This window comes from Bradyrhizobium sp. USDA3010, assembly GCF_056429065.1.
In genome coordinates, this window is record NZ_JBWJZD010000015.1 from 49061 (window position 1) to 73337 (window position 24277).

Below are 24277 nucleotides of genomic sequence, written 5' to 3' on the forward strand. Positions count from 1 at the left end.
GGCGCCCTCGCGGGGCCGATGAAGGACGATTTGGGCGGATGACGACCTCGACTGACGATTTGGCTCTGGCTTCGGATTTTGCACCTGCGACCTATGACGACTGGCGGAAGCTGGTCGACGGCGTGCTCAAGGGCGCGCCGTTCGAGAAGCTGGTCGGCAAGACCTATGATGGCCTGAGGATCGATCCGATCTATCGCCGCGCGACCAACTCAAGCCCGCTTCCCGGCCGTGCCGCCGCCACCCCCTGGCAGATCCTGCAGCGGGTCGATCATCCCGACGCCGCAGCGGCCAATGCGCAGGCGCTGCAGGATCTCGAGAACGGAGCGACCGGGCTCGAATTCGAGTTCGCCGGCGGTCCCGGCGCGCGCGGCTTCGGTCTTTCCGATGCCAGCAAGAAGACGCTGGCGCGGGCCTGTGGCGGCGTCCATCTCGACGCCGGCATCATGATCGCGCTCAACCCGGTGATCGGACGCGAGAACGCCGGCGAGACGTTTGCCGACATGGTCGAGGCCCGCAAGCTCGATCCGGCCAAGCTCGACCTGCATTTCAATTACCAGGCGCTCGGCACGATGGCCGTGCGCGGTGCGGCGGCAGCCAGCTGGGCCGACTACGCAAAGCCGTTCGGCCAGGTCGTCAACGGCCTGATCAAGCGCGGCTTCAAGGGCCCGTTCGTGCTGGCGGATGGCCGGCCGGTGCATGATGCCGGCGGATCAGAGGTGCAGGAACTCGCCTTCACGCTCGCGACCGCGCTCGCCTATCTGCGCATGCTGGAAGCCGCAGGGCTCGACCTCGATGCGGCGCGCGCAGCCGTGTCGTTCCGGCTCAGCGCCGATGCCGACCAGTTCCTGACGATGGCGAAATTCCGCGCGCTGCGCCGCCTGTGGGCAAGGATCGAAGAGGCCTGCGGCCTTATGCCGAAGCCGATCTTCGTCAATGCGCAGACCGCCTGGCGGATGCTGACCCAGCGCGACCCCAACGTGAACATGCTGCGCGCGACGATCGCGACCTTTGCCGCCGGACTCGGCGGCGCCAATGCGATCACCGTGCTGCCGCATACGCTGGCGCTCGGCCTGCCGGACGATTTCGCCCGCCGCGTGGCGCGCAACACGCAGCTCGTGCTGCTTGAGGAGTCCAACCTTGCCAAGGTCTCCGATCCCGCGGCAGGCTCAGGCGGCATCGAGACGCTGACCGCGCAACTCTGCGAGGCGGCGTGGACGCTGTTCCAGGAGATCGAGAAGGCCGGCGGCGTCTTCACCGCGCTCGAGCAGGGGCTGCTGCAAAAGAAGGTCGCCGCGACGCGGGCGCAGCGCGAAGCCAATGTGGCGAAGCGGCGCGACGTGCTGACCGGCGCCAGCGAATTCCCCAACCTCCACGAGACCAACCTCGCGGTGCTGGATGTGAAACCGGCCGCGCCGGTGTCCACCGCCGGTGCCAAGGTCAGCTTCGATGCCCTTGCGCCGATGCGGCTCGCCGAACCGTTCGAGGCGCTGCGTGACAAATCCGACGCCGCGCTGAAGGCGCGTGGCGCACGGCCCAAGATCTTCCTCGCCAATCTCGGCACGCCGGCGGATTTCACGGTCCGCGCGACATTTGCAAAAAGCTTCTTCGAGACCGGCGGGATCGAAGCCATCGACAGCGAGGGCTTTGCCGACGCGGCAGCGCTTGCCGCGGCCTTCAAGGCCTCGGGCGCCGCGATGGCGTGCCTTTGTTCCTCTGATAAGGTCTTTGCCGTTAGCGCCGCTGAGGCCGCCAAGGCCCTTCACGGCGCCGGAGCAAGGCATATCTATCTGGCAGGGCGGCCCGGCGACCAGGAAGCGGCGCTGCGGGCGGCCGGCATCGGTGAGTTCGTCTTTGCCGGCGGTGATGCGCTGGCGACATTGCGCGACGCCTATCGGCGGATGGAGCAGGCATGACGGCAGAGACACCAGCGAAACCCGTTCTGACCGGCGGTTGCCAGTGCGGCGCCGTGCGCTTTGCGGTGTCCGCGGCACCGAACCGCGTCAGCATCTGTCACTGCCGGATGTGCCAAAAGGCCTCCGGTGCGCCGTTCGCCTCTTTCGCCGACATCAACAAAGAGGATTTCGCCTGGACCCGGGGGAGGCCGGCGGCGTTCAAATCCTCCTCGATCGCCGAGCGCGACTTCTGTGCCGCCTGCGGCACGCCGCTCAGCTTCCGGCGGATCGACGGTCCCCGTATCGAGATCATGACCGGCGCCTTCGACCGGCCCGACCGGGTGATCCCGACGCAGCAATTCGGAACCGAGTCCCGCCAAGGCTGGGTGGTCGGCATCGCCAATCTGCCGAGCCAGACCACGATGCAGAATTACGGACCGGAGAAGATGGCGACCATCGTCAGCCATCAGCATCCGGACCATGACTAAGGAAGCCAAGGAATGACCCGCATTCCCAATTTCGCCGATGTTGCCTTCCAGCCCGTCGCCACCGCGGCGCCCGCCGCGAGCGCCGAGCCGTGGCTGACGCCCGAGGGCATCCCGGTGAAGTCCGTCTACAGCGAGGCCGACCTCGAAGGCATCGACTTCCTCGAGACCTGGCCCGGCATCGCGCCCTATCTGCGCGGCCCCTACCCGACCATGTATGTCAACCAGCCCTGGACCATCCGGCAATATGCCGGCTTCTCCACGGCGGAGGATTCCAACGCCTTCTATCGCCGCAACCTCGCGGCCGGCCAGAAGGGCCTGTCGGTCGCGTTCGACCTCGCCACCCACCGCGGCTATGACTCGGATCATCCGCGCGTCTCCGGCGACGTCGGCATGGCCGGTGTGGCGATCGATTCCATCTACGACATGCGCACGCTGTTCGCCGGCATCCCGCTCGACCAGATGAGCGTGTCGATGACCATGAACGGCGCGGTGCTGCCGATCCTCGCGCTGTTCGTCGCCGCCGCCGAGGAACAGGGCGTGCCGCCGGAGAAGCTGTCGGGCACCATTCAGAACGACATTCTGAAAGAGTTTATGGTGCGCAACACCTACATCTATCCGCCGGCGCCCTCGATGCGGATCATCTCGGACATCTTCGCCTACACCTCGCAGCGGATGCCGAAATACAATTCCATTTCAATTTCCGGCTATCACATGCAGGAAGCCGGCGCGACGCAGGACCTCGAGCTCGCCTATACGCTGGCCGACGGCGTCGAATATCTGCGTGCCGGATTGGCCGCGGGTCTCGACGTCGATCGTTTTGCTCCTCGCCTCTCTTTCTTCTGGGCGATCGGCATGAACTTCTTCATGGAAGTCGCCAAGATGCGCGCCGCGCGGCTGCTGTGGGCCAAGTTGCTGAAGCAGTTCAACCCGAAGGATCCGCGCTCGCTCAGCTTGCGCACGCATTGCCAGACCTCGGGCTGGTCGCTGACGGCGCAGGACGTGTTCAACAATGTGATGCGCACCACGATCGAGGCGATGGCGGCAACGCAAGGCCATACCCAGTCGCTGCACACCAATGCGCTCGACGAGGCGCTGGCGCTGCCGACCGATTTCTCGGCGCGCATTGCCCGCAACACCCAGCTGTTCCTGCAGCAGGAGAGCGGCACCAACCGCATCATCGATCCCTGGGGCGGCTCGTACTATGTCGAGCGGCTGACCCGGGATCTCGCGGCAAAGGCCTGGGGTCACATCCAGGAGGTCGAGGAACTGGGCGGCATGGCCAAGGCGATCGAGGCCGGCGTGCCGAAGCTGCGGATCGAGGAAGCCTCCGCCAAGACCCAGGCGCGGATCGATGCCGGCCGCCAGGCGGTGATCGGCGTCAACAAGTTCAGGCCGGAGAACGAGAGGCCGATCGACGTCTTGAAGGTGGAGAACTCCACCGTGCGGCGGCTGCAGATCGACAAGCTGGCGCGGCTCAGGAAGGAGCGCAACCAGAAGGACGTCGATGCGGCACTGGCCGAGCTGACCCGCTCGGCCGGCGAAGGCAACGGCAATCTGCTGGCGCTGGCGATCGACGCCGCGCGCGCCAAGGCCACCGTCGGCGAGATTTCAGACGCGATGGAAAAGGTATTCGGCCGGCACCGCGCCGAGATCAAGTCCATCACCGGCGTCTACAAGCGAGAGGCAGCGGCCATGTCCAACAAGGTCGAAAAGGTGCAGGCGCTGATCGACGCCTTCGAGGAAGCCGAAGGCCGCCGCCCGCGCATCCTGGTGGCAAAAATCGGCCAGGACGGCCATGATCGCGGCCAGAAGGTGATCGCATCCGCCTTCGCCGATGTTGGCTTCGACGTCGATATCGGACCGCTGTTCGCAACCGCCGACGAAGCCGCGCGGCAGGCGGTCGAGAACGACGTCCACATTCTCGGCGTCTCCTCGCTCGCAGCAGCCCATCTCACCGCGGTTCCGGAATTGAAGGCGGCACTGAAGAAGCACGGCCGCGAGGACATCATGATCATCATCGGCGGCGTGGTGCCGCCGCAGGATTACGATGCGCTCTATGCCGCGGGCGCCGAAGCGATCTTCCCGCCAGGCACCGTGATCTCCGACGCCGCCGAGGAGCTGATCCACAAGCTCAACGCCCGGCTCGGCCATAGCGCGGCGGCGGAGTGACGCTGCCGCCTTCGCCTCCCTTGCTCGGAGCTTTCCATGCGCGCCGCTCGCTTCCCGACGCCTGCCCGCATCATGGGTCTTGCCGGCCTGCTGGCTTGCCTCTGCCTTTCCGCGCGCGCCGCCGACCCCAAGCCCGACGCCACGATCAAGAATGCGAGCATCGAGGCCAACGTCTATCTCGACGACAAGATCAAGGCGGACGCAGCGCTGGCGGCCGATTGCCTCGCCGAAGGCCGGAAGTGGACCGACAACAACGCCGTCGAGGCGGCTTCCGCGCGCAAGGACGAGCCTGAGCTTTTCAAAGACCGCGGTGGCTATTCATCCAAGCGCAAATATTCGGTGCGCTCCGTCGTCGACGGCCGCTATGTCAGCGTGCTGCGCGACGATTACATGGACACGCTCGGCGCGCATCCGAACACCGACGTCAACACCATCCTGTGGGATACGACGGCGAAGAAGCGCATCAGCATCCGTCCCTTCTTCACCGAGACAGCCGACAACGGCCCGACCCTGACGGCGATGCGCAAGGCCGTCGTCTCGGCACTGAATGCCGAGAAGAAGCGGCGCGGCGCCGGCGAGACCGCAACCGCCGAGTGGTACAAGGAGCTGAAGCCGTCCTTGCTCAAGATCGGCGCCGTGACGCTGGCGCCATCGACCGTTTCAGGCAAAAGTTCCGGCCTCACCTTTCACTACCCGCCCTACGCCGTCGGCCCCTATGCCGAAGGCCAGTATGTCGTCTTCGTGCCGTGGGAGGCGCTGAAGCCTTATCTGACGGCGGAAGGCGCGAAGATCTTCGCCGGCGCACGGCCGAAGGCCGACGCCGACGATCAGCAACAATAGCTGCTTCAGCAGGCCTCAGCCCGGCTGACGCGCCAGCGCTCTGACCAGAGAGCCGGTCCAATCCGGGATCCACGCCTGGAACTGGCTGTGCCAGCGATCGGCGTCACCGGGCGCCGTGTCGAGCTTGATCGACCATTCGATGAAGGTGCGGTTGCCTTCGACGACCGGCAGCAGATGCATCGTGCCCTCGTAATGCGTCGGCTGCGGCGCGTCCGAACCGGCATCCGCCAGAAACGGCAGCGGCTCGATGCTGGCATAGGTCAGCGAATGCTGCGTGTCCGAGTGGCCGGCAAGGCGTTGCCTGACCCAGAGCCCGAGATAGCAGAAGCGCCTGATCGCACCGACCTGGTCGCCGCGCTTGTCGTCCTCGATCACGCTTTCGCTGACGCCCTCGATATAGGCGGGATAATTGTTGAAGTCGCGGATCAGCGACCACACGGTATCGAGCGGGTGGTCGAGAACGGTGCTGTAATAGGCTCGGGTCATGGCAGGCTCCGGATGTCGATCCGCAGTGATGCGGAACGGGCCCTGATCAACCGCATGGCAGCGGGCGCGCCCACCCGATTTCCGATCTCGCGATTGATCGGGGACGAGTGCGGACTCCGCCCTCGCCTGCAACCGGCAGCCGTTGTAAACCAAGGCCATGACCTCGCCGAAGCCCGCCTCTCCCGACATCCACGCCCTCGCCAAGCAGCTCCGCGCCGGCCACCGCGCCGCGCTGGCGCGGGCAATCACGCTGGTGGAGAGCCGGCGCGGCGATCATCAGGCGGCGGCGCGGGAGCTGGTGCAGGCGCTGCTGCCCGACACCGGCAAGGCGGTGCGGGTCGGCATCACCGGCTCGCCCGGCGTCGGCAAGTCGACCACCATCGATGCGCTCGGCATGCTCCTGATCGAGCGCGGCCACAAGGTCGCGGTGCTCGCGGTCGATCCGTCCTCGGCGCGCACCGGCGGCTCGATCCTCGGCGACAAGACGCGGATGGCGCGGCTCGCCGTCTCCGACCAGGCCTTCATCCGCCCCTCGCCGTCCTCGGGCACGCTCGGCGGCGTCGCGGCGAAGACCCGCGAGGCGATGCTGTTGTGCGAGGCCGCCGGCTTCGACGTTGTGCTGGTCGAGACCGTCGGCATCGGGCAGTCCGAGACCGCGGTTTGCGACATGACCGACTTCTTCCTGGCGCTGATGCTGCCGGGCGCCGGCGACGAGTTGCAGGGCATCAAGAAGGGCCTCGTCGAGCTCGCCGACATGATCGCGATCAACAAGGCCGACGGCGACAACCTCAAGCGCGCCAATCTCGCCGCCGCCGACTATCGCAGCGCGCTGCACATCCTGGCGCCGCGCTCCGAGTACTGGCATCCGCCGGTCGAGACTTATTCGGCGCTGACCGGCGCCGGGCTCGACCGGCTCTGGCAGAAGATCCTCGACCATCGCACCGCGATGAACGCCTCGGGCGAATTCGAAGCCCGCCGCCGCGAGCAGCAGGTGAAGTGGATGTGGTCGATGCTGGAAGGCCGGATGATGGCGCGGCTGCGCAGCGACGCTGCGATCCGCGCCAAGGTCAAGAAGATGGAGGCCGAGGTCGCCGGCGGCCGCATCTCGCCCGCGGTCGCCGCCGAGCAGATCGCGGAGATGCTGCATTGAGCGGCAAACTGCGCATCCTCGTCACCGGCTTCGGGCCGTTCCCGGGTGCGCCGTTCAACCCGACCATGCCGCTGGTCAAGCGGCTGACCGGGCTGCGCCGGCCGGCTGTCGACAACGTCGCGCTGACGGGCCACATCTTCGACGTCACCTACGCGGCCGTCGATCGCGAATTGCCCGAGCTGATCGCACGACATCGCCCGCAGGCGCTCCTGATGTTCGGCCTCGCCGGCCGCAGCGCACATCTGCGGATCGAAAGCCGCGCCCGCAATGCGGTGACGACGCGCTTTCCCGATGCCGGCGGCCAGCATGCGCGCAAGGGATCGATCGAGAGCGGCGCCGATGCGCAGGTGTTCGGGCGGCACAGCGAAAAGCTGCGGCGTGCCGCGCTGGTGACCGGCATCGATGCACGGATGTCGCGCGATGCCGGCAGCTATCTCTGCAACTATCTGAGCTGGCGCGCGATCGAGGCCGTCAACGACGACAACGGCCTGCACCTCGCACAATTCGTCCATGTTCCGCCGCTCGCCCATGACGGCACGGCCGCAACAGGCAAATCATCCATCACGCTGGAAGCGCTGGTCGATGCCGGCGAAGCCATGCTGCTGGAGCTGGTGAAGCTGACCCGGCAGGCCGCGCGCGCGTGAGCGATGCTGGTTGGACGAGTCCTCTCAAACAGAAGCGCCGCGTATCTCGGCACCGTAGAAGGCTGATGCCCTAACAACGGGCACAAGCAATCGTCGAAGGTCCGGGTTTGGCCAACAGAGCCTGCCGTTGGAGAGGCCCGGCCTACTGGACAGCAGCGAACAAATCCCAAGCCCCCGGGATGCCCTTGAGATCGAACGAGCCGCGCTCCGCAAATTTCAATCCGGCTCCTGCGACCAGGTCGGTCACGACGCGCGATACGAGCACTTCATTTGCATCGGACCGCCCCATCACGCGAGCGGCGACGTGGACCGCTATTCCGCCGACGTCCCGGCCGCGCACCTCAATCTCGCCGGTGTGCAGTCCGGCGCGTAGCGGCAACCCGAGCTGGCGCGCAGCTTCGCCCAGTGCGAGGGCACAGCGAACGCCGCGTCCAGGTCCATCGAACGTCGCCAAGATTCCATCGCCGGTATTCTTCACTAGCTTCCCCCGATGCCTCTCGACGACCTGTGCTGCCAAGCGGTCATGAGAATCAAGCAGTTCGTGCCAGCGGCGATCACCAACCTCGATGGCTTTCGTCGTGGAGTTGACGATGTCCGTGAACAGGACGGTAGCCAGGACACGATCGACATCCTCTCCTGCCTCAGGACGGTGACCGGTGACAAACTCCTCGATGTCGCCGATCACTCGTTCGCATCCGGCCGTAAGGAAGACACCGTGCGGAAGACCCTCGTATTCGATGTATCTCGCGCCAGGTATTGCAGCCCCCAGCTTCCGTCCCTCCGACACGGGCACCACGGCATCGGCCTGGCTGTGCAGCACGAGAGTTGGGACGCGCACGCTTTGCAACACCGGCGTTACGTCGATCAGTCGGTTCATCACCATGATCGCCTTGAAGGCACCGGGGCTGCAACTCATCCGCTCGAACTTGCCGAGCGCTGCGAGCTGCTCTTGGGAAGCGTCCGCCAGCCCGACAACGTGTTTCATCATCTGCCCCGAGCCCCAGTTTGCAACAGCCCTGTCAGCAAACGCCTCGAACTGGGCCGCGGGGATCGAGTAACCGGCGCGCACGAAGCCCCCGACCAAAACCAGGTGGGAAACACGATCTGGATGCGTGGCCGAAAAGAGGACGCTCATGGGACAGCCTTCCGACATGCCCAACAAGACCGTCTTGCGGGATCCTACCGCATCGAGCACGGCGCGAACGTCGTCCATTCGCTCTTCCAACGACGGCACGCCAGACACACGATCGGACAGTCCCTGACCGCGTTTGTCGAAGCTTATGATCCGGGCGAAGCGTCCTAACCGCTGCGTGTTGTTGCTTATGCACGGCAACTCATGCACAACCTCAAGGTGAGAGATCGAGCCAGGCACGATCAGAAGGTCGATCGGCCCGTCCCCGGTCACCTGATAGGCAATACTGACATCGCCACTGCGCGCATATTGCGTCTGGGGCATAATGAAATCGGCCATGTCCAACTCCAGTACCGCGACGTGTTGAAGCCTAGACGATCGAAAAGCTTTTCGTGGCAATTGCGAATACGAAATAAGAAACATTAGCACACGACGCAGGTCTGCTTTGGAGAAAATGCTATTAATCCGCACCTTGACTGCGGACTCCGGAATACTGGATCACCCGCATGCGCGGGTAATGACACCGAACGAGCTGTTTGACAGTGTGAATCGGCTGCACCGGAGGTTAACCCTACCGCCAACAATCGCCCTACTGCGTCGGCATGTTCACCGTGCCGCGCCGCATTTCGCGCTACCACTCGGGCGCGAACGTCACCGCTCGCGACTATTTGCGAGGGCTGTGCCCATGGACGTCAACCGCCGCCATCTGATCGGAGCCTCCGCCGCCGGCGCGCTTGCGATGTCGCCGGATGCGGCGCGCGCCGCGCAGTCTGCCGGCTCGCTCGGCCGCGACGTCACGCAATATGGCGTCCGTCCCGGCAGCCCCGACGACCAGACCCGTAATTTGCAGCGCGCGATCGATGACGCCGCACGCGCGCAGGTGCCGCTGGCGTTCCCGCCCGGCATCTACCGCACCGGCCTGTTGCGGCTTGCGCCCGGCAGCCAGCTGATTGGCGTCCGCGGCGCCAGCCGGCTCGCGTTCAACGGCGGCGCCTCGCTGCTGGAAGGCGAAGGCGCTGGCGGCATCGTCCTGATGGGCCTTGCCTTCGACGGCGGCAACGTTCCGCTGCCGGCGCGGCGCGGCCTCGTGCATTGCCTGTCCGGCCGCGACATCCGCATCACCGATTGCCAGTTCACCGGCAGCGGCGGCTGCGGCATCTGGTTCGAGCAGATGTCGGGCGACGTCAGCAACAACGTCTTCACCGGCATCGCGTCAACGGCGCTGGTGTCGTTCGACGCGCTCGGCCTCATCGTCTCCCGCAACACCATCAAGGGCACCAACGACAACGGCATCGAGATCCTGCGCACCGCGATCGGCGATGACGGCTCGATCGTCGCCGACAACCGCATCGAGGACATCAAGGCCGGTCCCGGCGGCTCCGGGCAGTACGGCAACGCCATCAACGCCTTCCGCGCCGGCAACGTGATCGTGCGCGGCAACCGCATCAGCAATTGCGACTTCTCGGCGGTGCGCGGCAATTCGGCCTCCAACATCCACATCACCGACAACAGCGTCAGCAATGTCCGCGAGGTCGCGCTCTATTCGGAGTTCGCGTTCGAGGCCGCGGTCATCGCCAACAATACCGTCGACGGCGCCGCGATCGGCGTCTCCGTGTGCAATTTCAACGAAGGCGGCCGCATCGCGGTGGTCCAGGGCAACATCATCCGCAATTTGCTGCCGAAGCGCCCTGTTGGCACCGACCCGAACGACGGCGCCGGCATCGGCATCTATGTGGAGGCCGACAGCGCCGTCACCGGCAATGTGATCGAGAATGCGCCGACCTTCGGCATCGTCGCCGGTTGGGGCAAGTATCTGCGCGACGTCGCGATCTCAGGCAATGTCGTGCGCAAGGCGTTCGTCGGGATCGGCGTCTCGGTGGTGCCGGGCGCCGGCACCGCGCTGATCAACAACAACATGATCTCGGAAACCCCGGGCGGCGCGGTGGTCGGGCTCGACCACGCCCGCCCTGTTACCACCGACCTGTCAGTGGGTGGCGCCCAGCAATATGCGCACCTCGTGGTCGGCGCCAACGCGGTGCGGCGCTAACCTTCGGCCTAGAGCGCGTTGCGCAGCAGCGGATAGCGCCGCTGGATGGTGTCGAGATCGAGCACCGGCGGCGGCATGACCGGAGGGGGCATCTCCAGCGGCGGTGCGTCGGCCGCAACGGGCGGCTGCTCGAGGACCTCGGCCGCCGTTTCCATCGCGGCCGCGACCGCGGTCATCGCGGCCTCCGCCAATGTCGCAGTCTCCGAGCGGCGCTGCTGCGCCGACGAAAGATCGCGCGGCGGCGGCAGCTTCGACTTGCCGCGTCCGAGCCAGGACAGATCGACCGGCGAATTGTCGAGGGAAGCTTCGCGGGTCAGCAATTCGCGCCAGATGTCGACTGCGGCCCGTGCTTCCCTGATGTTCTCGAGAAAGGCCTGCTCGCTGTGATAGCGACGCCAGCGCCCGGTTTCGAACAGCTCGTTGAGGTGCTCCAGCCTTTGCTCGGCAAGGTTGCACCAGCGTGCAACGATCTCCTGGCCTCTGGCCACGTCGGTCCGATGTGTCATTCAACTTGCCCGCAGGGAAAGAAACGGACGCAGACGCAACCGAACCGAATCAACTGGACGCGACGCTGATATTCTGTGGAAAAGGTAAATAAAGTCTAACTAAATTCTTAATCGCGGACGGGCGATGAAGGAAGTCCGCTCGACTACGGAGTTTGTTGCCCGAACCATCGTCAAGTCATCGACTTGCGTGGTGGCGATGTGCATCGCTCCCGATCGCTGCGCAGCCGAACGATCCACAGCAAACAGCCGCGGCCGTCGCGCGCATCCCGCCGCGATCACGTCCGGCCAGTCCGTCATACGAGGTAGCCCCCAAAATGAAAGACCCGTCCGGGGGGACAACCGGACGGGTCAAAGCCATATGGGCGCTTGGGGTGGATGGGCGCTCGCGCCTGATACAGCCGGGGAGGGATAAACCGCTCCCACACACATAAGTCGTGAGAGGACGGCGGACGTTCAAATCGCCGGCGATTTTTTTAACCTTTTCGCCGCCCGGTTCCATCGCACCGTTGCAGGCGCCCCGGCGCCGAAATCACTGCGCAGCACGGTGATTTGCCGCGGAATCGTCCGATGCGATCGACGGCGCGGGTTCATTCAACGCGCGGCTCACAGAAGTGTTATTGCCGCCCGCTGCCTGTGCAGGCTGCGACGGTTTGTCCACGGTGGCCGCGACGGGCGCGCTGGTCGCCGCCATCACCGCAGCAAGCGCGTCCGCCTCGCCTGCCCCGAACAGATCGTCACGTCCGGGTGCCCCGAGATCGCGGGCCGTGCCGGTCAGGATCTTGCGTACCTCGGCGGGCTTCAATGCCGGATTGCGTTCCAGCACCAACGCTGTGATGCCGCTGACGAACGCGGCGGAAAAGGAGGTGCCCGACATCAGCTGGTACTTGCCGTCCGGCACCGGCATGAGGATATCGGCACCCGGCGCCGCCAACGCGACGTAGCTGCCGCGGTTCGAGACCGCCATCAGCCGCTCGCCGGCATCGATGCCGCTCACCGCAATCACGTCGGGATGGGCCGCTGGATACAGCGGCGGCGATTTCGGGCCGGCATTGCCGGCCGCGGCAACCAGCACGACGTTCCTCGCCGCGGCGGCGGCCACGGCGCGCGCGACAAGTGCGTCGTTCGGTCCGGCAAAGCTCATGTTCACGATCTGCGCGCCGTGTGCCACGGCGTAATCGAGGCTCCTGAGGATCACGTAGGAGGTGCTCGCGGCGCCGCCGGCGGCCGCGCCGAAGGCGCGGATCGCCAGGATCCGGACTTCCGGCGCGCTCCCCTTCAGCCTGACGCGCGCCGCGATCACGCCGGCGACGGCGGTGCCGTGGGCGTGCGGACCGTCGTTGCTGCCGAGCGCATCGAACGTATCCGCAACCGTGTTGGCAAGTTCCGGATGGGCGGCATCGATGCCGGAGTCGATGACGGCAATGGTGACGTTCATCCCGCGCGCCAGCCTGTGCGCCTCGGGCAGATGCAGCTGCGTCTGCGCGTATTGCGCCGGATCACTGCCGCCGGCGGCCGGCTTCTGGTCCTGCAGCGCGTAACGGTAGTTCGGCTGCACCGAGCGGACGCTGCTGTCGCTCGCGAGGTCGCGCGCCACCGCGTCGGCGGAGCGATTGCCGGCCGTGCGGAACAGGCCGATCGCAGCGCCCAGCAGCGGGATGTTCTGCGAGGCGATCCGCCTCAGGCCATGGCGGCGCGCCAGCGCGTCGGTCTGGGTCTCGGTCAATGCGCCGTCGATCTCCGCCACGAGTTCGTTCGGCACGGTTCGCGCGCCCGCCACGTCCTGCGCGCGGCTGCTGCCGCCACCGCCAGCCCTGCCCTTCCTCGCAGCGCCCTTGCCGCCACCGTTGACGGCGACCGGCCGGCCGGAGCATTGGCGCGCGCCGTCGCCGCAATCGGCAGAGAAACGGGGGGCGTCACGCGCATGGGGCGGCGGCATGCTCGATCGCGGTCCATCGCCGGTCCACGACGTCGCCGGACCGTGGAGCGGCGTGCGGTCAGCCGTGCCGTCCAGCCCGCCGCCAGCCCTGCCGATACCGGGATTGACCCGCGGCCCGATGGAGAGCTGCGGCCTGCCGCCGATCGGTGATCGCATGAAATTCTGGGCGTCGGCCGAGCCGGCAACAGACACCAGCAACAACACGGCGGCAGCAATGGCCGCTCGGTTCGTCGATCTGGTCCGGCGGTTGGCGGTCATGGTGACCTCAACTCGGCGCAGGACCGTCAGCCGCCGTTTACGGCGTCTCGACCGCGAGGCTGACGATCTTCTCTTTCTGCAAACGGGCAATCAGCGCCGCGACGCTGTCCTTGTCCATCGCGCGGAACTGCAAGCGGAACATGCCGCCCTTCCCGTCGAGGATCGCGCCCTGGTAATTGTCGAGCAGCGACGTGATGTCGGCGATCCTGGCGTCCGGCGTGAAGCGCACCAACAGCCGCGTCGGCGCCGCCGCCACGCTGGCGCCGAGGTCGCGGGTGATCGGCGCACTGGGTGCAACGGCCGCGCTCGGCGCGCTGGGGGCGCTGCGTTGTTCGGCGGCATCAAGCGATGCGGTCTGGAACGAGGCCGGCTCGCTGCGCATCAGCACCGCGCCGATTACGCCGGCCTGCAGCAACACCACGACCGCACCGAGGCTGGACGACCAGGCCAGCGTCCGCGGCGACAATTTCGAAAAGAACTCCGAGACGGAGGCCGACATGCGCGCGCCCGCCGACGGCTTGCGCTCCGGCTCGGCATCGATCGCGGCAAACAGCTTCTGCATAGCACGCGCAGACGGCGCACCGAGGCTCTCGTTGAGGCCGATCGTCTCGGCATATTCCTCGCGGATGACGGCATACTGCCTGGCCAGCTCCGGATCGGAAGCGAGTGCGTCCTCGACGCGGCGCGCGTCACGCGCGTTCAGCGTGCCGGCCGCATGCCAGGGAAGCAGCATCTCGATATCGTCAGGATCTTGACCCTGCACCTTCTTGTTGCTCGCAGCCATCATGGCCAACCTCGCTCGACACCGGCTGCCTTCAGCAACTCGGCAAGTTTCTTGCGCGCATAGAACAGGCGCGTCTTCACGGTGTTCTCCGGAATCCCGACGATCTCTGCGACGTCTTCCACGGATTTCTCGTGATAGTAGACAAGATCGACAATTTCCCGGTGTTCCGCCGATAGTCCCGTCAGGCACTTGCGCAGCGTGTCACCCGTGTCCTTCTTCTGCACCGCCGTTTCCGGATCGTCGGACGTGTCCTCGATCGCGTTCGCGGCCTCATCGTCCAGTTCGGCGTCTTTCCTTCGCCGCAGCGAAGACAATGCCTTGAACCGGGTAATCGCCAGAAGCCAGGTTGAAACGGCGGACCGTCCCTCGAATTTGCCCGCCTGACGCCACACGTCCAGAAAGACCTCGCTAATGAGGTCCTCCGCCACCTGTTCGTCCCGCACGAGCCGAAGCCCGAAGCGGTACACCCTGACATGATGCCGTCCGTACAGCACCTGCATGGCGAGCCGGTCGCCTTGAGCGATCCGAGCGATCAGAACCTCGTCTGAAGCCGCCTGTGTCGCGCTCAATGGCCGTCTCGCAAAGTTGGTCTAAGGGGGATGGTGCGTGGTTCGACGCGAGAGGCAAGATTCTTCACAATACGGCAATGTCCTGACCGCATGTGTGATCTATGACACAGTCGACGATCCCAATGAGCAAAAATCGCCGGAGACTCGGTAAGCGGTATCATAATAGTGAAACTCTCGCGGACTCGCACCATCCGGCGCGACCATACCAAGGCTTTGCCGGCAAGCCAGCGCTGTCGCGAAGCGGGCGCCGCCGCAAGCCCCGTCCCGACCGCCTCCGACCCGCCTCCGTGAACGGATTCCCCTTACGAAACAAGGGTGGTGACCGGGTTTTCACCGGAGCAGATTCGGTTCCAAAAGATACCAAACCTAAAGGCTTTCCCACTTAGATTTTCGTCGGATTTCAGCAATGGCGAGACCATGGGCAGCGCTGCGTCGTCACTTCCCAGCCCGATCGCGGGTACATCGGAAAGCGGCCGTCCCAGACTGACGCGCGAGCGCCTGACGCGCCGGGCCCGGCAGCGCCGCCAGATCCAATCGATGATCGCCGCCTGCTTCGTCCTTGATGCCGTGGTGCTGCTGATCTACGCGCATGCCGGCACCACCTCGGTCCTGGTGGCGGCGGGCTATGCCCTGACCGGCCTCTCCCTCGTCGCCATCTATGTGCTGCTTTCGGAGCGCGGCTTTCACGAGCGCTTCCGCGACCACTACCTGGTCGCGCCGCAATCGGCCGTCAACATGGTGAACCTGCTGGTGTTCACCTACATCGCGCCGGAAGTCGGCGTGCTGTTCCTCTGCAACCTGTTCGTGGTGTTCGGCTTCGGTGCGCTGCGGACCTCGGCGCGGCAGACCGCGGTCGTCTGGACCATCATGGTGCTGGGCCTCGCCGCGCTGTTCCTCGGCACCGACAAGGCGATCGGGATGCCGGCCGGCACCAGGATCGACCGCCTCGCCACCATGCTGGTGTTCGCGCTGACGATCGGGCGCTGCATGTATCTCGGCATCTTCTCGAGCTCGATGCAGCAATCGCTGTACCAGAGCGGCGTCAAGCTGAAGGAGGCCTACCGGCGCATCGAGGAGCTCGCCGAGCTCGACGAGCTGACCGGCACCTCCAATCGCCGCAGCATCATGCGCGCGCTCGAGGAGGAGATCGCACGCTGCGCCCGCAACGGCAGCTCCTGCGCGGTGGCGCTGATCGACCTCGACCATTTCAAGCGCATCAACGACGTCTACGGCCATCCGATCGGCGACGAAGCGCTGCGCACCTTCGCCATCGGTATGTTCGCCAATCTCCGCAGCATCGATCGCTTCGGCCGTTACGGCGGCGAGGAATTCCTGCTGGTGCTGCCCGACCTGTCGCAGGATCAGGCGATGCGCGCGCTCGAGCGGCTGCGCGCGATCATCGCCGGTCTCGACTGGAGCGCATTCTCGCCCGGCATGCAGGTGACGATCTCCGCGGGCGTCACGACGCTCAAGCCGCACGAAAACTCCGACACGTTACTCGCCCGCGCCGATGGCGCGCTTTACGCAGCCAAGGCGAGGGGACGCAACCGCATCGCCAGTGCCTGACATCCTTTCATTTCCCTATTCGGCGCCGGAGAATCCGTCGCCACCGCTCCAGGACAGAGTCATGAGTTCGAAGCCCGAGACCGCCCCCGAAAGTCTGCTCGACGAGCTGCAGACGACGCTCGCGCACGGCACCGTCGCACGCCGGGTCGAGACGCTGCGCCGCGTGACCGACCTCTTCATCAACGGCTCGGTCAACTATTCGGACCAGCAGATCGTGCTGTTCGACGACGTTTTCCAATGCCTGCTCGAGCACATCGAAAATTCGGCCAAGGCGCTGCTCGCCAACCGCCTCGCCCCGATCGAGACCGCGCCGCCGCAGACCATCCGTACCCTTGCATTCGACGACCTGATCGAGGTCGCAGGCCCTGTGCTGACGCTGTCGCCGCGGCTCGACGACGACACCCTGATCGAAACGGCGCGCAGCAAGAGCCAGGCGCATCTGCTTGCGATCTCCAACCGGAAGACGCTGAGCGGCGCCGTCACCGACGTGCTGGTGCTGCGCGGCAACGACGAGGTGATCCAGAGCGCGGTCAACAATCCCGGCGCGGAATTTACCGAGCGCGGCTTCACCCGGCTGGTCAGCCGCGCGGAGGGCGACGACAATCTGTCGACCTGCGTCGGGCTCCGCCCAAGCATCCCGCGGCATCTCTACCTCAAGCTGGTCGCCAAGGCCTCGGACACGGTCAGGCAGCGGCTCGAGGCTGCCAATCCGCAGCAGGCCAAGGAGATTCCGATCGCGGTAAAGGAGGCGACGCGACGCGCGCGCTCGGCGCCCGCCGCCGTGACGCCGGACACCACGATCGCGCATGCGCTGGTCAAGTCGCTCTACCAGGACGGCCGGCTCGACGAATTCCAGCTCGCAGCCTTCGCCGAGGCCGGCAAGTTCGACGAGACCAATGCCTCGCTTGCCGCGCTCGCCAACGTCTCGGTCAGCATCGCCGAGAACATGATGATCGAAACCCGTGCCGAGGGCGTGATGATCCTAGCCAAGGTCTCGGGCCTGTCATGGTCGACGGTGCGGTCGATCATCAATCTGCGCGACGACATCTCGGGCGGTGAACCGACCGATTTGCAGGCTTGTAAGGACACCTATGAGCGGCTGCGGCCATCGACCGCGCAGCAGGTACTGCGCTTCCATCGCATGCAGCAGTCCGCGCCCGCGGCCTAATATCGTAGCGCCCTCGCTCCCATCAGCGCGCCGACGCTTGCGACGATCGCGGTCGCCAGCGTGTACCAGGTGGCAACGAACAGCGGCGAGTCATCAGTGCAGTGCGACGCATAGACGGTGGCCGCGAGCCCTGCCGAGAGCAGGCCTGCGACTGCGCCCGCGATCGCAGGCCGCGCCGGCGCGCCCTGCCGCAGCCCGTACAGCGCGCCGACCAAGAGCGGCAGCGACATCGCGGGGATCGCGGTCATGCACGCCACCGAGTTCTTGCCGATCAGGCGCGTCATCATCGGCGTGCGCTGCGGCATCATCATCTCGCCGCTGATCGCGGCAACGAGGATGCCGGCGGGAATCAGCAGCCACCAGCCGAAGCTGCGCAGCGAGGCTTCCGGGCGCGTCAGATGCAGGCTGACCGCGATCGCCGAGGCGGCGAGCGCCAGCGTCACCGCGAATTTCAGGTCGAAGAACGGATTATGCATCGCGGTCATCACGTCGGGCCGCACGCCGAGCTCGGCGAAGAAGATCAGCAGCGAGACCGGCGCCGCCGCCAGCAGCGCCATCATCAGCGCAAGACCGATCGGACGAGGCCGATAGGCATTGTCGGCGGTCAGGGTTCGAATGAGTTGATCGGTATCCATGCTCATCGGTCCCGTAATTTCGCGGTCAGGCTCGCAAGGCCACGATGCAGTGCGACCCGCACCGCGCCCTCGGTCATCGCGAATTTCGCGGCGGTGTCCTTGATCGAGGTGCTGTCGACCGCGATCGATTGCAGCACGTCGCGCTGCCGCGCGGGCAACGCCTGCAACTGGGCGGTCACCTCGCCGGGCGAGGCCGTCGGCTCCGGTGTTTCCCCCGGCAGCGTCTCGGCGAAGTCATCGATATTGACGAAGATGCGCCTGCCGCGGCGGCGCAGGGCGTCGATCAGCTTGTTGCGCGCGATCGCGAACAGCCACGGCGCGAACGGCGCGCTCGTGTCCCAGGTCTGCCGCTTCAAATGCACCGCCAACAAGATGTCCTGCACGATGTCCTCGGACTGATCGACCGGTTGTCCCGCGCGCGCCAAGCCACGCCGCGCCGCGGCACGGAGTACCGGCGTGATGGCCTTGAGCAGGCGATGATACGCCGCGTCATCGCCTGAAATGGCCGACCGCATCAGGTCGGTCCATTCATCCTCACGTTCGCGCACGCAGGCTCCTGAATTGCAATTCGGCCGATCTTTCAGTTTGTTACGCGGCACGCCAAGGGCATCACGAATTCGTGATAATCACCCTCAGGCAACGCCGCGCCGAGGATCAGCCTCAAAGAATCGCTCCGGCGGGTTTGCAGACGGAAGGCCTCATAACACCGATCGGTCCGACACGCATCGGTGCTGCTGCTGCCGACGATCCACCGGGACGAAATTGCCCAGCTTTTGCCCTCTGAGGCCCGAAGATTCCCTTTTTTTGCCCCGGTGTAGACACGCAGCGGGGGCTCATTTCGCGTTCGGGACAGGCGAAATGGGGAGATCATCAGAATGAAGATCAAAGCCAGCGGGCGCTTGGCCTTGATGGTTGCGACAGGCCTGACAGGGTTCTTTGTGTGTCTCGCCGGACCGTTGCCGGCGCATGCGGCCGGTTCGGAACCCGGCGCGACGAAGTCCGACAATGCTTCGACCGACAGGTCCGCGGACCAGAGTTCGCGGCATGGCCGGCGCCAAGCGCGCCACCAGTCTTCCAAGACGACTGACAAGACGGCCGACAAATCCGAGAGCAAGAAGGCCGCGAGCGATGCCGGCAGCGTGACGTCGGCGGGCATGCCCGCCACCGTCGCCAATGCCAATGCGGAGCTGACGTCCGGCGACGGCAATGCGAGCACCGCGCCCGCTAACGTCAATCCGGTGATGGCCGCCTCCGACAAGCCCGGCGACGGGCAACCCGACGGCAGCGTGGTCGCATCCGACCAGCTCAACGACCTCGACCGGGCCCTGCAGCAGGAGCAGCCGGCGGAACAACCGCAACCGGTTCAACCGCAGACGGCCCAGCAGGAGGCTCCCGTGGCGCAGCCGCCGGCCGCCACCGTAGCGGCACCCAAGCCGGCCCCGGTTCTGGCGAGCAGCGACAGTGCGAACTGGGACCAGACCTCGCTGATCGGGAAGATCTTCATCGGCTTCGGCGCCCTGCTCACGGTGGCCTCGGCCGCACGCATGTTCATGGCCTAGCCGCGGCGTTGCGGCTTGCGGCTTGCGGCGTGGGGTAGCGCCGCACCGCGGCCCAAAGCCGCTTCAGCCACTTGAAGCGCATCCCGCCAGCGGGCACATTGCCCGGCAAATCAGGCACGGGGTTTGCGTCATGGCTACGTTCGAATTCATCATCGTCGAAAGCAAGGGCCCGGTCGGCGTCATCACGCTGCATCGGCCCAAAATGCTGAATGCGCTGTCGTTCGGCGTGTTCCGCGAGATCGCCGCGGCGGTGGACGATCTCGAGGCCGACGACAAGATCGGCTGCATCCTGATCACCGGCAGCGAGAAGGCGTTCGCGGCGGGCGCCGACATCAAGGAGATGCAGCCGAAGGGCTTCATCGACATGTTCAACAGCGACTTCACCGCGATCGGCGGCGACCGCGTTGCCCGTTGCCGCAAGCCGACCATTGCCGCGGTCGCGGGCTACGCGCTCGGCGGCGGCTGCGAGCTCGCGATGATGTGCGACATCATCATCGCCGCCGACACCGCCAAGTTCGGCCAGCCGGAAATCACCCTCGGCACCATCCCGGGCATCGGCGGCACGCAGCGGCTGACCCGCGCGATCGGCAAGTCGAAGGCGATGGATCTCTGCCTCACCGGACGGATGATGGATGCGGCGGAAGCCGAGCGCTCGGGCCTCGTGTCGCGGATCGTTCCGGCCGACAAGCTGCTGGAAGAGGCGCTTGCCGCAGCCGAGAAGATCGCCTCGATGTCGCGTCCGACCGCCGCGATGGCCAAGGAAGCCATCAACCGCGCGTTCGAGACGCCGCTTTCGGAAGGCATGAATGTCGAGCGCAACCTGTTCCACGCGACCTTCGCGCTGGAGGATCGCTCCGAGGGCATGGCGGCCTTCATCGAGAAGCGCAAGCCGGTCAACAAGAACCGCTAGTTCATGCGGCTGCGCTGCAATGCCGCGGTGACAAGCGCGCGATAGGCGCGCTCGGCGAAATGCGCCGGCTTGTCGAGACCGAGCCGCGCCAGGCATTCGCGGTCGGCGGCGTCAGGCGGATGCCGCATCCCCTGCCACAGCAGACCGGCGAGTTGCAGCGGGGTTTGCTGCGCCCGCTGCAAAATCTGCAGCGCCGGGATCAGCCGCTGCTCGACGTCGGTGAAGTCACTGCCGAACGGGAATGACGGCAGCAGGCCTGCGTCACGCGCGGGCTTCAGCGCCGTTCTGATGCGCTCGGGATAATTTTCGCGGTGAGCCGCGGGGATTTGGTGATCACGCGGCAGCTTGCCGGCATCCTTGGCCTGCCGCATCAACTCGCCCTGGAAGCGCGAGTCCGCCACCTGCAACATCGCGGCGATCACGTCGGCATCGGATTTCCCCCTGACATCGGCGACGCCGTATTCGGTGACGAAGACATCGCGCAGGTGGCGCGGAATGGTCTCGTGACCGTAGGACCAGCGGATGTTCGACTGCGTTTGCCTGCCGGACTGATGGGTTGCCTCAAGCGCCAGCAACGAGCGCGCGCCCTCGAGCGCAAACGCCTGCGCCACGAAATTGTACTGGCCGCCGACGCCGCTCACGACCTGGCCGTTCTCCAGGCCATCCGAGACGGCAGCCCCGAGCAGCGTCGCCATCATCGCATTGTTGACGAAGCGCGCATCGACGCGGGCGCGGCGCTTGCCGTCCTCGTCGCCGAAGATCTCGTTGGTGAAGGACACCGGCATCATCTGGATTCGCGCCAGCTGCTCGGGCGTCATCTCGCGCAGGGCGCGATAGAAGGACTGCGGACCCAGAAAGAATGCACCGTGCAGGATCACGCCGCCAATGTCGCGCTTGAGAATGCCGGCGTCGATCAGCCCGAGGAACGCCTCGAACAGCATCTCGCTGACGCCATAGAGCCCCTTCTCGAACGGCCCGATCTCGGCCGCCGCGAGTTGTGCGGTACCGGGCGCAAGCCGCTGCATGATGCCGTGGAATCGGGCGTTGTCGCGGTGACGCACCACGAGCCCCTGCGCCAGCGCATCGCCGACCTGCCCGATCCCGATCTGCAGCGTGCCGCCGTCGCGGACCAGACCCGCGGCGTGCAATCCGATCGCATATTTGGTATCGCTGATCGGCTCCGACGGCGGCGCGAACAGCGGGAAGTCGGTGTCGGGACTGTCGAGCACCGCGGCGAATTCACCCGCCGGCAGATCGCCGGGCCCCGGCATGAACGGCAGTTCGGAATTGACCTGGCCGATCAGCTTGAACGACGCCCGGCCCTGCGCGCGGGCGCGGAGCACATCGAGCGTCGTGTCGGTGTTGCAGCTCAGGCTGTAGCGCGGCACGCCGTCGACCACGCGCTTGGCGACCAGCTGCGGCACGACATTCAGTCCACGCGACAGCAGATATGACGCCGCGTGGGTGTAATTGGCGGAAATGTAGTGCTGCTGGGCAAAGGGCTGATGCAGCCATTGCCCGGCGAGGAAGAAGAACTCGATCACCTTGATGTTGGGCGGAAGCGCGCCGCGATGCAGCGCCTCCGCATAGGCGAGATCCGGATAACCGCCGAACAGGCGATCGATCACCGGGCCGATGAAGCGCTGCTCGAGCAGGCTCTTCGGTTTCGGCTTCTCTAAAGTCAGCGCCGAGAACAGCGTCAGATTGATCGAGCGGTCGGCGACCGCCCGCGCGTACAGCGCGTTGACGATATGGTTGGCCTTGCCGAGGCCGAGCGGCAGCCCCACCACAAGTTCGGTTCCGACGTCACGAACGATGTGCTCCGCGATCGCCTCGGGATCAGAGAAGAGTTTCGGCATCTGCGATCAACCCGGGCAGTCAGGGGATGACCGGCATCGCTGAATCGGCGGCCGGCGGTTCAAACTTATACTTCATATGACAGCTGCGTTCGCCTGTGACGAACCGGCAACAGACAACAACCGAAATGATGTGCAGATGTCGCGTGGCGGTTTGCCTGTGGCGGCACCGCCCCCTAAACAGGTAGATGTGTCGACGGCATCGGCGAAAGCGGACTGCCGGGGTTTTGGTTTGCGGGATCACATGGTTGGGCGTGCCGCTGATATTGGCGACGTAGCGAGGCGCGTGCTTTTGTGGGGCATCGGCCTTGGCGCGCTGGCCTGCGCGCTGCTGACGGACACCGCAGCCCGCGCCGAGAGCCTGCCCGAAGCCATGGCCAAGGCGTATCAGACCAATCCGCAGCTCAATGCCGAGCGGGCACGCCAGCGCGCGACCGACGAGAACGTGCCGCAGGCACTGGCCGGCTACCGCCCCCAGGTCACCGCTGGCCTCTCGCTCGGCCTCCAGGCCGTGCGCGACCAGTTGCCCGGCAACGTGATCCAGGGCGCGACGCTGAAGCCCTGGCAGATCGGGGTCACCGTGACCCAGACCCTGTTCAACGGCTTCAAGACCGCCAACAGCGTCCGCGTCGCCGAGTTGCAGGTGCAGTCCGGCCGCGAGGCCCTGCGCAATGTCGGCCAGGGCGTGCTGCTCGACGCCGTCACCGCCTATACCAACGTGCTGGCCAACCAGACCCTGGTCGAGGCGCAACGCGCCAACGTCGCCTTTCTGAAGGAGACCCAGGCGATCACCCAGCGCCGCCTCAATGCCGGCGACGTCACGCCGACCGATACCGCGCAGGCCGAGGCCCGGCTCAACCGCGGCCTGTCCGATCTCAACGCTGCCGAGGTCAACTTCGCGATCAGCCAGGCGACCTATGCGCAGGTGGTCGGCGGCGCGCCGTCGCAATTGCGTCCGGCCGAGACCATCGACCGGCTGCTGCCGCGCAGCCGCGAGGATTCGATCGCGCTAGCGGTGCGCGAGCATCCGGCCGTGATGGCGGCGGGCTACGACGTCGACGTCGCCTCGACCTCGATCCGTGTCGCCGAGAGCAGCCTGATGCCGAACGTCACCCTGCAAGGCAGCGTCAGCCGCAGCCGCGACAGCGACCCCACGCTCGGCACTTTCGGGACCGACCAGGCCTCGGTGATCGGCCAGGTCACGCAGCCGATCTATGACGGCGGCACCGCGGCCTCGCAGACCCGGCAGGCCAAGGAAGTGGCGGCGCAGAGCCGCCTCGTGCTGGACCAGGTCCGCAACCAGGCCAAGACCGCCGTGGTCAGCGCATGGGTCGCCAATGAGGGCGCCAAGATCGCGGTGTCGGCCTCCGAGTCCGAGGTGAAGGCCGCGGAGGTCGCGCTCGCCGGCGTGCAGAAGGAAGCCGCCGGCGGCCAGCGCACCACGGTCGACGTGCTCAACGCCCAGCAGGATCTGATCACGGCGCGCGCCCGGCTGATCGGCGCGCAGCGCGACCGCGTCATCGCCTCCTACACGCTGCTCAGCGCGACCGGGCGCCTCGACGTCAAGACGCTCAATCTCAAGACGCCCGACTATCTGCCCGAGGTGCACTACCATCAGGTGCGCGACGCCTGGCATGGCCTGCGCACGCCGTCGGGACAATAGCCTTTGCGGAACCGTTCGC

At 66.1% G+C, this 24277-nt stretch carries 21 protein-coding genes; 12 read left to right on the forward strand and 9 right to left on the reverse strand.

Annotated features, from left to right (window positions below):
- Positions 1-38: 38 nt before the first annotated feature.
- The 4 genes from AC066Y_RS22720 to AC066Y_RS22735 are packed head-to-tail and all read left to right on the forward strand — an operon-like array spanning position 39 to position 5389.
- Positions 39-1913 (forward strand): methylmalonyl-CoA mutase family protein, encoded by a 1875-nt coding sequence (locus tag AC066Y_RS22720; RefSeq protein WP_478275811.1) that lies wholly within the window; start codon positions 39-41, stop codon positions 1911-1913.
- Positions 1910-2380, forward strand: a complete 471-nt coding sequence (locus AC066Y_RS22725; RefSeq protein ID WP_478275812.1) for a GFA family protein — start codon at positions 1910-1912, stop codon at positions 2378-2380. Before AC066Y_RS22720 ends, AC066Y_RS22725 begins: the two co-directional genes overlap by 4 nt.
- Before the next feature lie 12 nt (positions 2381-2392).
- On the forward strand, positions 2393-4549 hold the full coding sequence (gene scpA / locus AC066Y_RS22730; protein ID WP_478275813.1) for a methylmalonyl-CoA mutase: 2157 nt from the start codon (positions 2393-2395) through the stop codon (positions 4547-4549).
- A gap of 36 nt (positions 4550-4585) precedes the next feature.
- The gene (locus tag AC066Y_RS22735; RefSeq protein ID WP_478275814.1) at positions 4586-5389 is read left to right on the forward strand and encodes an RsiV family protein; all 804 of its coding nucleotides are present in this window, start codon (positions 4586-4588) and stop codon (positions 5387-5389) included.
- Between the two features lie 15 nt (positions 5390-5404).
- On the opposite strand, the gene AC066Y_RS22740 is transcribed toward AC066Y_RS22735, so the two are convergent.
- On the reverse strand, positions 5405-5875 hold the full coding sequence (locus AC066Y_RS22740; protein WP_478275815.1) for an SRPBCC family protein: 471 nt from the start codon (positions 5873-5875) through the stop codon (positions 5405-5407).
- A 157-nt stretch (positions 5876-6032) separates the two neighbouring features.
- Between AC066Y_RS22740 and meaB the strand changes: the two genes are divergently transcribed.
- Positions 6033-7025, forward strand: coding sequence for a methylmalonyl Co-A mutase-associated GTPase MeaB (gene meaB, locus AC066Y_RS22745; RefSeq protein WP_478275816.1), 993 nt, complete (start codon positions 6033-6035; stop codon positions 7023-7025).
- A complete protein-coding gene (locus AC066Y_RS22750; RefSeq protein ID WP_478275817.1) occupies positions 7022-7669 on the forward strand; it encodes a pyroglutamyl-peptidase I in 648 nt (215 codons plus the stop codon). The genes meaB and AC066Y_RS22750 overlap by 4 nt, the downstream gene beginning before the upstream one ends.
- Before the next feature lie 142 nt (positions 7670-7811).
- Here AC066Y_RS22750 and AC066Y_RS22755 read toward each other — a convergent pair whose 3' ends face one another.
- Positions 7812-9140, reverse strand: coding sequence for an adenylate/guanylate cyclase domain-containing protein (locus AC066Y_RS22755; protein ID WP_478275818.1), 1329 nt, complete (start codon positions 9138-9140; stop codon positions 7812-7814).
- Between the two features lie 346 nt (positions 9141-9486).
- Here AC066Y_RS22755 and AC066Y_RS22760 point away from each other — a divergent pair, with 346 nt between their 5' ends.
- On the forward strand, positions 9487-10848 hold the full coding sequence (locus tag AC066Y_RS22760) for a TIGR03808 family TAT-translocated repetitive protein (RefSeq protein WP_478275819.1): 1362 nt from the start codon (positions 9487-9489) through the stop codon (positions 10846-10848).
- An 8-nt stretch (positions 10849-10856) separates the two neighbouring features.
- Here AC066Y_RS22760 and AC066Y_RS22765 read toward each other — a convergent pair whose 3' ends face one another.
- The 4 genes from AC066Y_RS22765 to AC066Y_RS22780 form a co-directional block, all read right to left on the reverse strand.
- Positions 10857-11354: a TIGR03809 family protein gene (locus tag AC066Y_RS22765; RefSeq protein ID WP_478275820.1), complete on the reverse strand. Its 498-nt coding sequence runs from the start codon at positions 11352-11354 to the stop codon at positions 10857-10859.
- Between the two features lie 529 nt (positions 11355-11883).
- Complete coding sequence (locus AC066Y_RS22770) at positions 11884-13548, reverse strand: S8 family serine peptidase (protein WP_478275821.1); 1665 nt, start codon at positions 13546-13548, stop codon at positions 11884-11886.
- Positions 13549-13585: 37 nt separating this feature from the next.
- A complete protein-coding gene (locus AC066Y_RS22775; RefSeq protein ID WP_478275899.1) occupies positions 13586-14332 on the reverse strand; it encodes a hypothetical protein in 747 nt (248 codons plus the stop codon).
- Positions 14332-14901, reverse strand: coding sequence for a sigma-70 family RNA polymerase sigma factor (locus AC066Y_RS22780; protein WP_050403323.1), 570 nt, complete (start codon positions 14899-14901; stop codon positions 14332-14334). The genes AC066Y_RS22775 and AC066Y_RS22780 overlap by 1 nt, the downstream gene beginning before the upstream one ends.
- Positions 14902-15318: 417 nt before the next feature.
- Between AC066Y_RS22780 and AC066Y_RS22785 the strand changes: the two genes are divergently transcribed.
- Positions 15319-16467 (forward strand): GGDEF domain-containing protein, encoded by a 1149-nt coding sequence (locus AC066Y_RS22785; protein WP_478275822.1) that lies wholly within the window; start codon positions 15319-15321, stop codon positions 16465-16467.
- A gap of 61 nt (positions 16468-16528) precedes the next feature.
- Complete coding sequence (locus AC066Y_RS22790) at positions 16529-17635, forward strand: DUF2336 domain-containing protein (RefSeq protein WP_092125155.1); 1107 nt, start codon at positions 16529-16531, stop codon at positions 17633-17635.
- Here the strand turns inward: AC066Y_RS22790 and AC066Y_RS22795 are convergent.
- Both AC066Y_RS22795 and AC066Y_RS22800 read right to left on the reverse strand, forming a co-directional pair.
- The gene (locus AC066Y_RS22795; RefSeq protein WP_478275823.1) at positions 17632-18270 is read right to left on the reverse strand and encodes an NrsF family protein; all 639 of its coding nucleotides are present in this window, start codon (positions 18268-18270) and stop codon (positions 17632-17634) included. The two genes, AC066Y_RS22790 and AC066Y_RS22795, sit on opposite strands and share 4 nt — an antisense overlap.
- Before the next feature lie 2 nt (positions 18271-18272).
- The gene (locus AC066Y_RS22800; protein WP_212311080.1) at positions 18273-18818 is read right to left on the reverse strand and encodes a sigma-70 family RNA polymerase sigma factor; all 546 of its coding nucleotides are present in this window, start codon (positions 18816-18818) and stop codon (positions 18273-18275) included.
- A 327-nt stretch (positions 18819-19145) separates the two neighbouring features.
- Between AC066Y_RS22800 and AC066Y_RS22805 the strand changes: the two genes are divergently transcribed.
- Together AC066Y_RS22805 and AC066Y_RS22810 are read left to right on the forward strand one after the other, a co-directional pair.
- Positions 19146-19829: a hypothetical protein gene (locus AC066Y_RS22805; protein ID WP_478275824.1), complete on the forward strand. Its 684-nt coding sequence runs from the start codon at positions 19146-19148 to the stop codon at positions 19827-19829.
- A 130-nt stretch (positions 19830-19959) separates the two neighbouring features.
- Positions 19960-20739 carry an enoyl-CoA hydratase gene (locus tag AC066Y_RS22810; RefSeq protein WP_478275825.1) on the forward strand — a complete coding sequence of 260 codons (780 nt, stop codon included), beginning with the start codon at positions 19960-19962 and terminating at the stop codon, positions 20737-20739.
- On the opposite strand, the gene AC066Y_RS22815 is transcribed toward AC066Y_RS22810, so the two are convergent.
- On the reverse strand, positions 20736-22598 hold the full coding sequence (locus tag AC066Y_RS22815; RefSeq protein WP_478275826.1) for an acetyl-CoA hydrolase/transferase C-terminal domain-containing protein: 1863 nt from the start codon (positions 22596-22598) through the stop codon (positions 20736-20738). The genes AC066Y_RS22810 and AC066Y_RS22815 overlap by 4 nt on opposite strands.
- Positions 22599-22839: 241 nt before the next feature.
- Between AC066Y_RS22815 and AC066Y_RS22820 the strand changes: the two genes are divergently transcribed.
- Positions 22840-24258: a TolC family outer membrane protein gene (locus AC066Y_RS22820; RefSeq protein WP_478275827.1), complete on the forward strand. Its 1419-nt coding sequence runs from the start codon at positions 22840-22842 to the stop codon at positions 24256-24258.
- Positions 24259-24277 lie beyond the last annotated feature (19 nt).

What these genes read in the sequence shown, in the direction of transcription:
- AC066Y_RS22770 (WP_478275821.1), bottom strand. Translation starts at nt 13,548, where the DNA reads ATGACCGCCAACCGCCGGACCAGATCGACGAACCGAGCGGCCATTGCT.
- scpA (WP_478275813.1), top strand. Translation starts at nt 2,393, where the DNA reads ATGACCCGCATTCCCAATTTCGCCGATGTTGCCTTCCAGCCCGTCGCC.
- AC066Y_RS22775 (WP_478275899.1), bottom strand. Translation starts at nt 14,332, where the DNA reads ATGGCTGCGAGCAACAAGAAGGTGCAGGGTCAAGATCCTGACGATATC.
- meaB (WP_478275816.1), top strand. Translation starts at nt 6,033, where the DNA reads ATGACCTCGCCGAAGCCCGCCTCTCCCGACATCCACGCCCTCGCCAAG.
- AC066Y_RS22815 (WP_478275826.1), bottom strand. Translation starts at nt 22,598, where the DNA reads ATGCCGAAACTCTTCTCTGATCCCGAGGCGATCGCGGAGCACATCGTT.
- AC066Y_RS22725 (WP_478275812.1), top strand. Translation starts at nt 1,910, where the DNA reads ATGACGGCAGAGACACCAGCGAAACCCGTTCTGACCGGCGGTTGCCAG.
- AC066Y_RS22785 (WP_478275822.1), top strand. Translation starts at nt 15,319, where the DNA reads ATGGGCAGCGCTGCGTCGTCACTTCCCAGCCCGATCGCGGGTACATCG.
- AC066Y_RS22765 (WP_478275820.1), bottom strand. Translation starts at nt 11,354, where the DNA reads ATGACACATCGGACCGACGTGGCCAGAGGCCAGGAGATCGTTGCACGC.
- AC066Y_RS22735 (WP_478275814.1), top strand. Translation starts at nt 4,586, where the DNA reads ATGCGCGCCGCTCGCTTCCCGACGCCTGCCCGCATCATGGGTCTTGCC.
- AC066Y_RS22760 (WP_478275819.1), top strand. Translation starts at nt 9,487, where the DNA reads ATGGACGTCAACCGCCGCCATCTGATCGGAGCCTCCGCCGCCGGCGCG.
- AC066Y_RS22720 (WP_478275811.1), top strand. Translation starts at nt 39, where the DNA reads ATGACGACCTCGACTGACGATTTGGCTCTGGCTTCGGATTTTGCACCT.
- AC066Y_RS22740 (WP_478275815.1), bottom strand. Translation starts at nt 5,875, where the DNA reads ATGACCCGAGCCTATTACAGCACCGTTCTCGACCACCCGCTCGATACC.
- AC066Y_RS22820 (WP_478275827.1), top strand. Translation starts at nt 22,840, where the DNA reads ATGGTTGGGCGTGCCGCTGATATTGGCGACGTAGCGAGGCGCGTGCTT.
- AC066Y_RS22805 (WP_478275824.1), top strand. Translation starts at nt 19,146, where the DNA reads ATGAAGATCAAAGCCAGCGGGCGCTTGGCCTTGATGGTTGCGACAGGC.
- AC066Y_RS22795 (WP_478275823.1), bottom strand. Translation starts at nt 18,270, where the DNA reads ATGGATACCGATCAACTCATTCGAACCCTGACCGCCGACAATGCCTAT.
- AC066Y_RS22755 (WP_478275818.1), bottom strand. Translation starts at nt 9,140, where the DNA reads ATGGCCGATTTCATTATGCCCCAGACGCAATATGCGCGCAGTGGCGAT.
- AC066Y_RS22790 (WP_092125155.1), top strand. Translation starts at nt 16,529, where the DNA reads ATGAGTTCGAAGCCCGAGACCGCCCCCGAAAGTCTGCTCGACGAGCTG.
- AC066Y_RS22810 (WP_478275825.1), top strand. Translation starts at nt 19,960, where the DNA reads ATGGCTACGTTCGAATTCATCATCGTCGAAAGCAAGGGCCCGGTCGGC.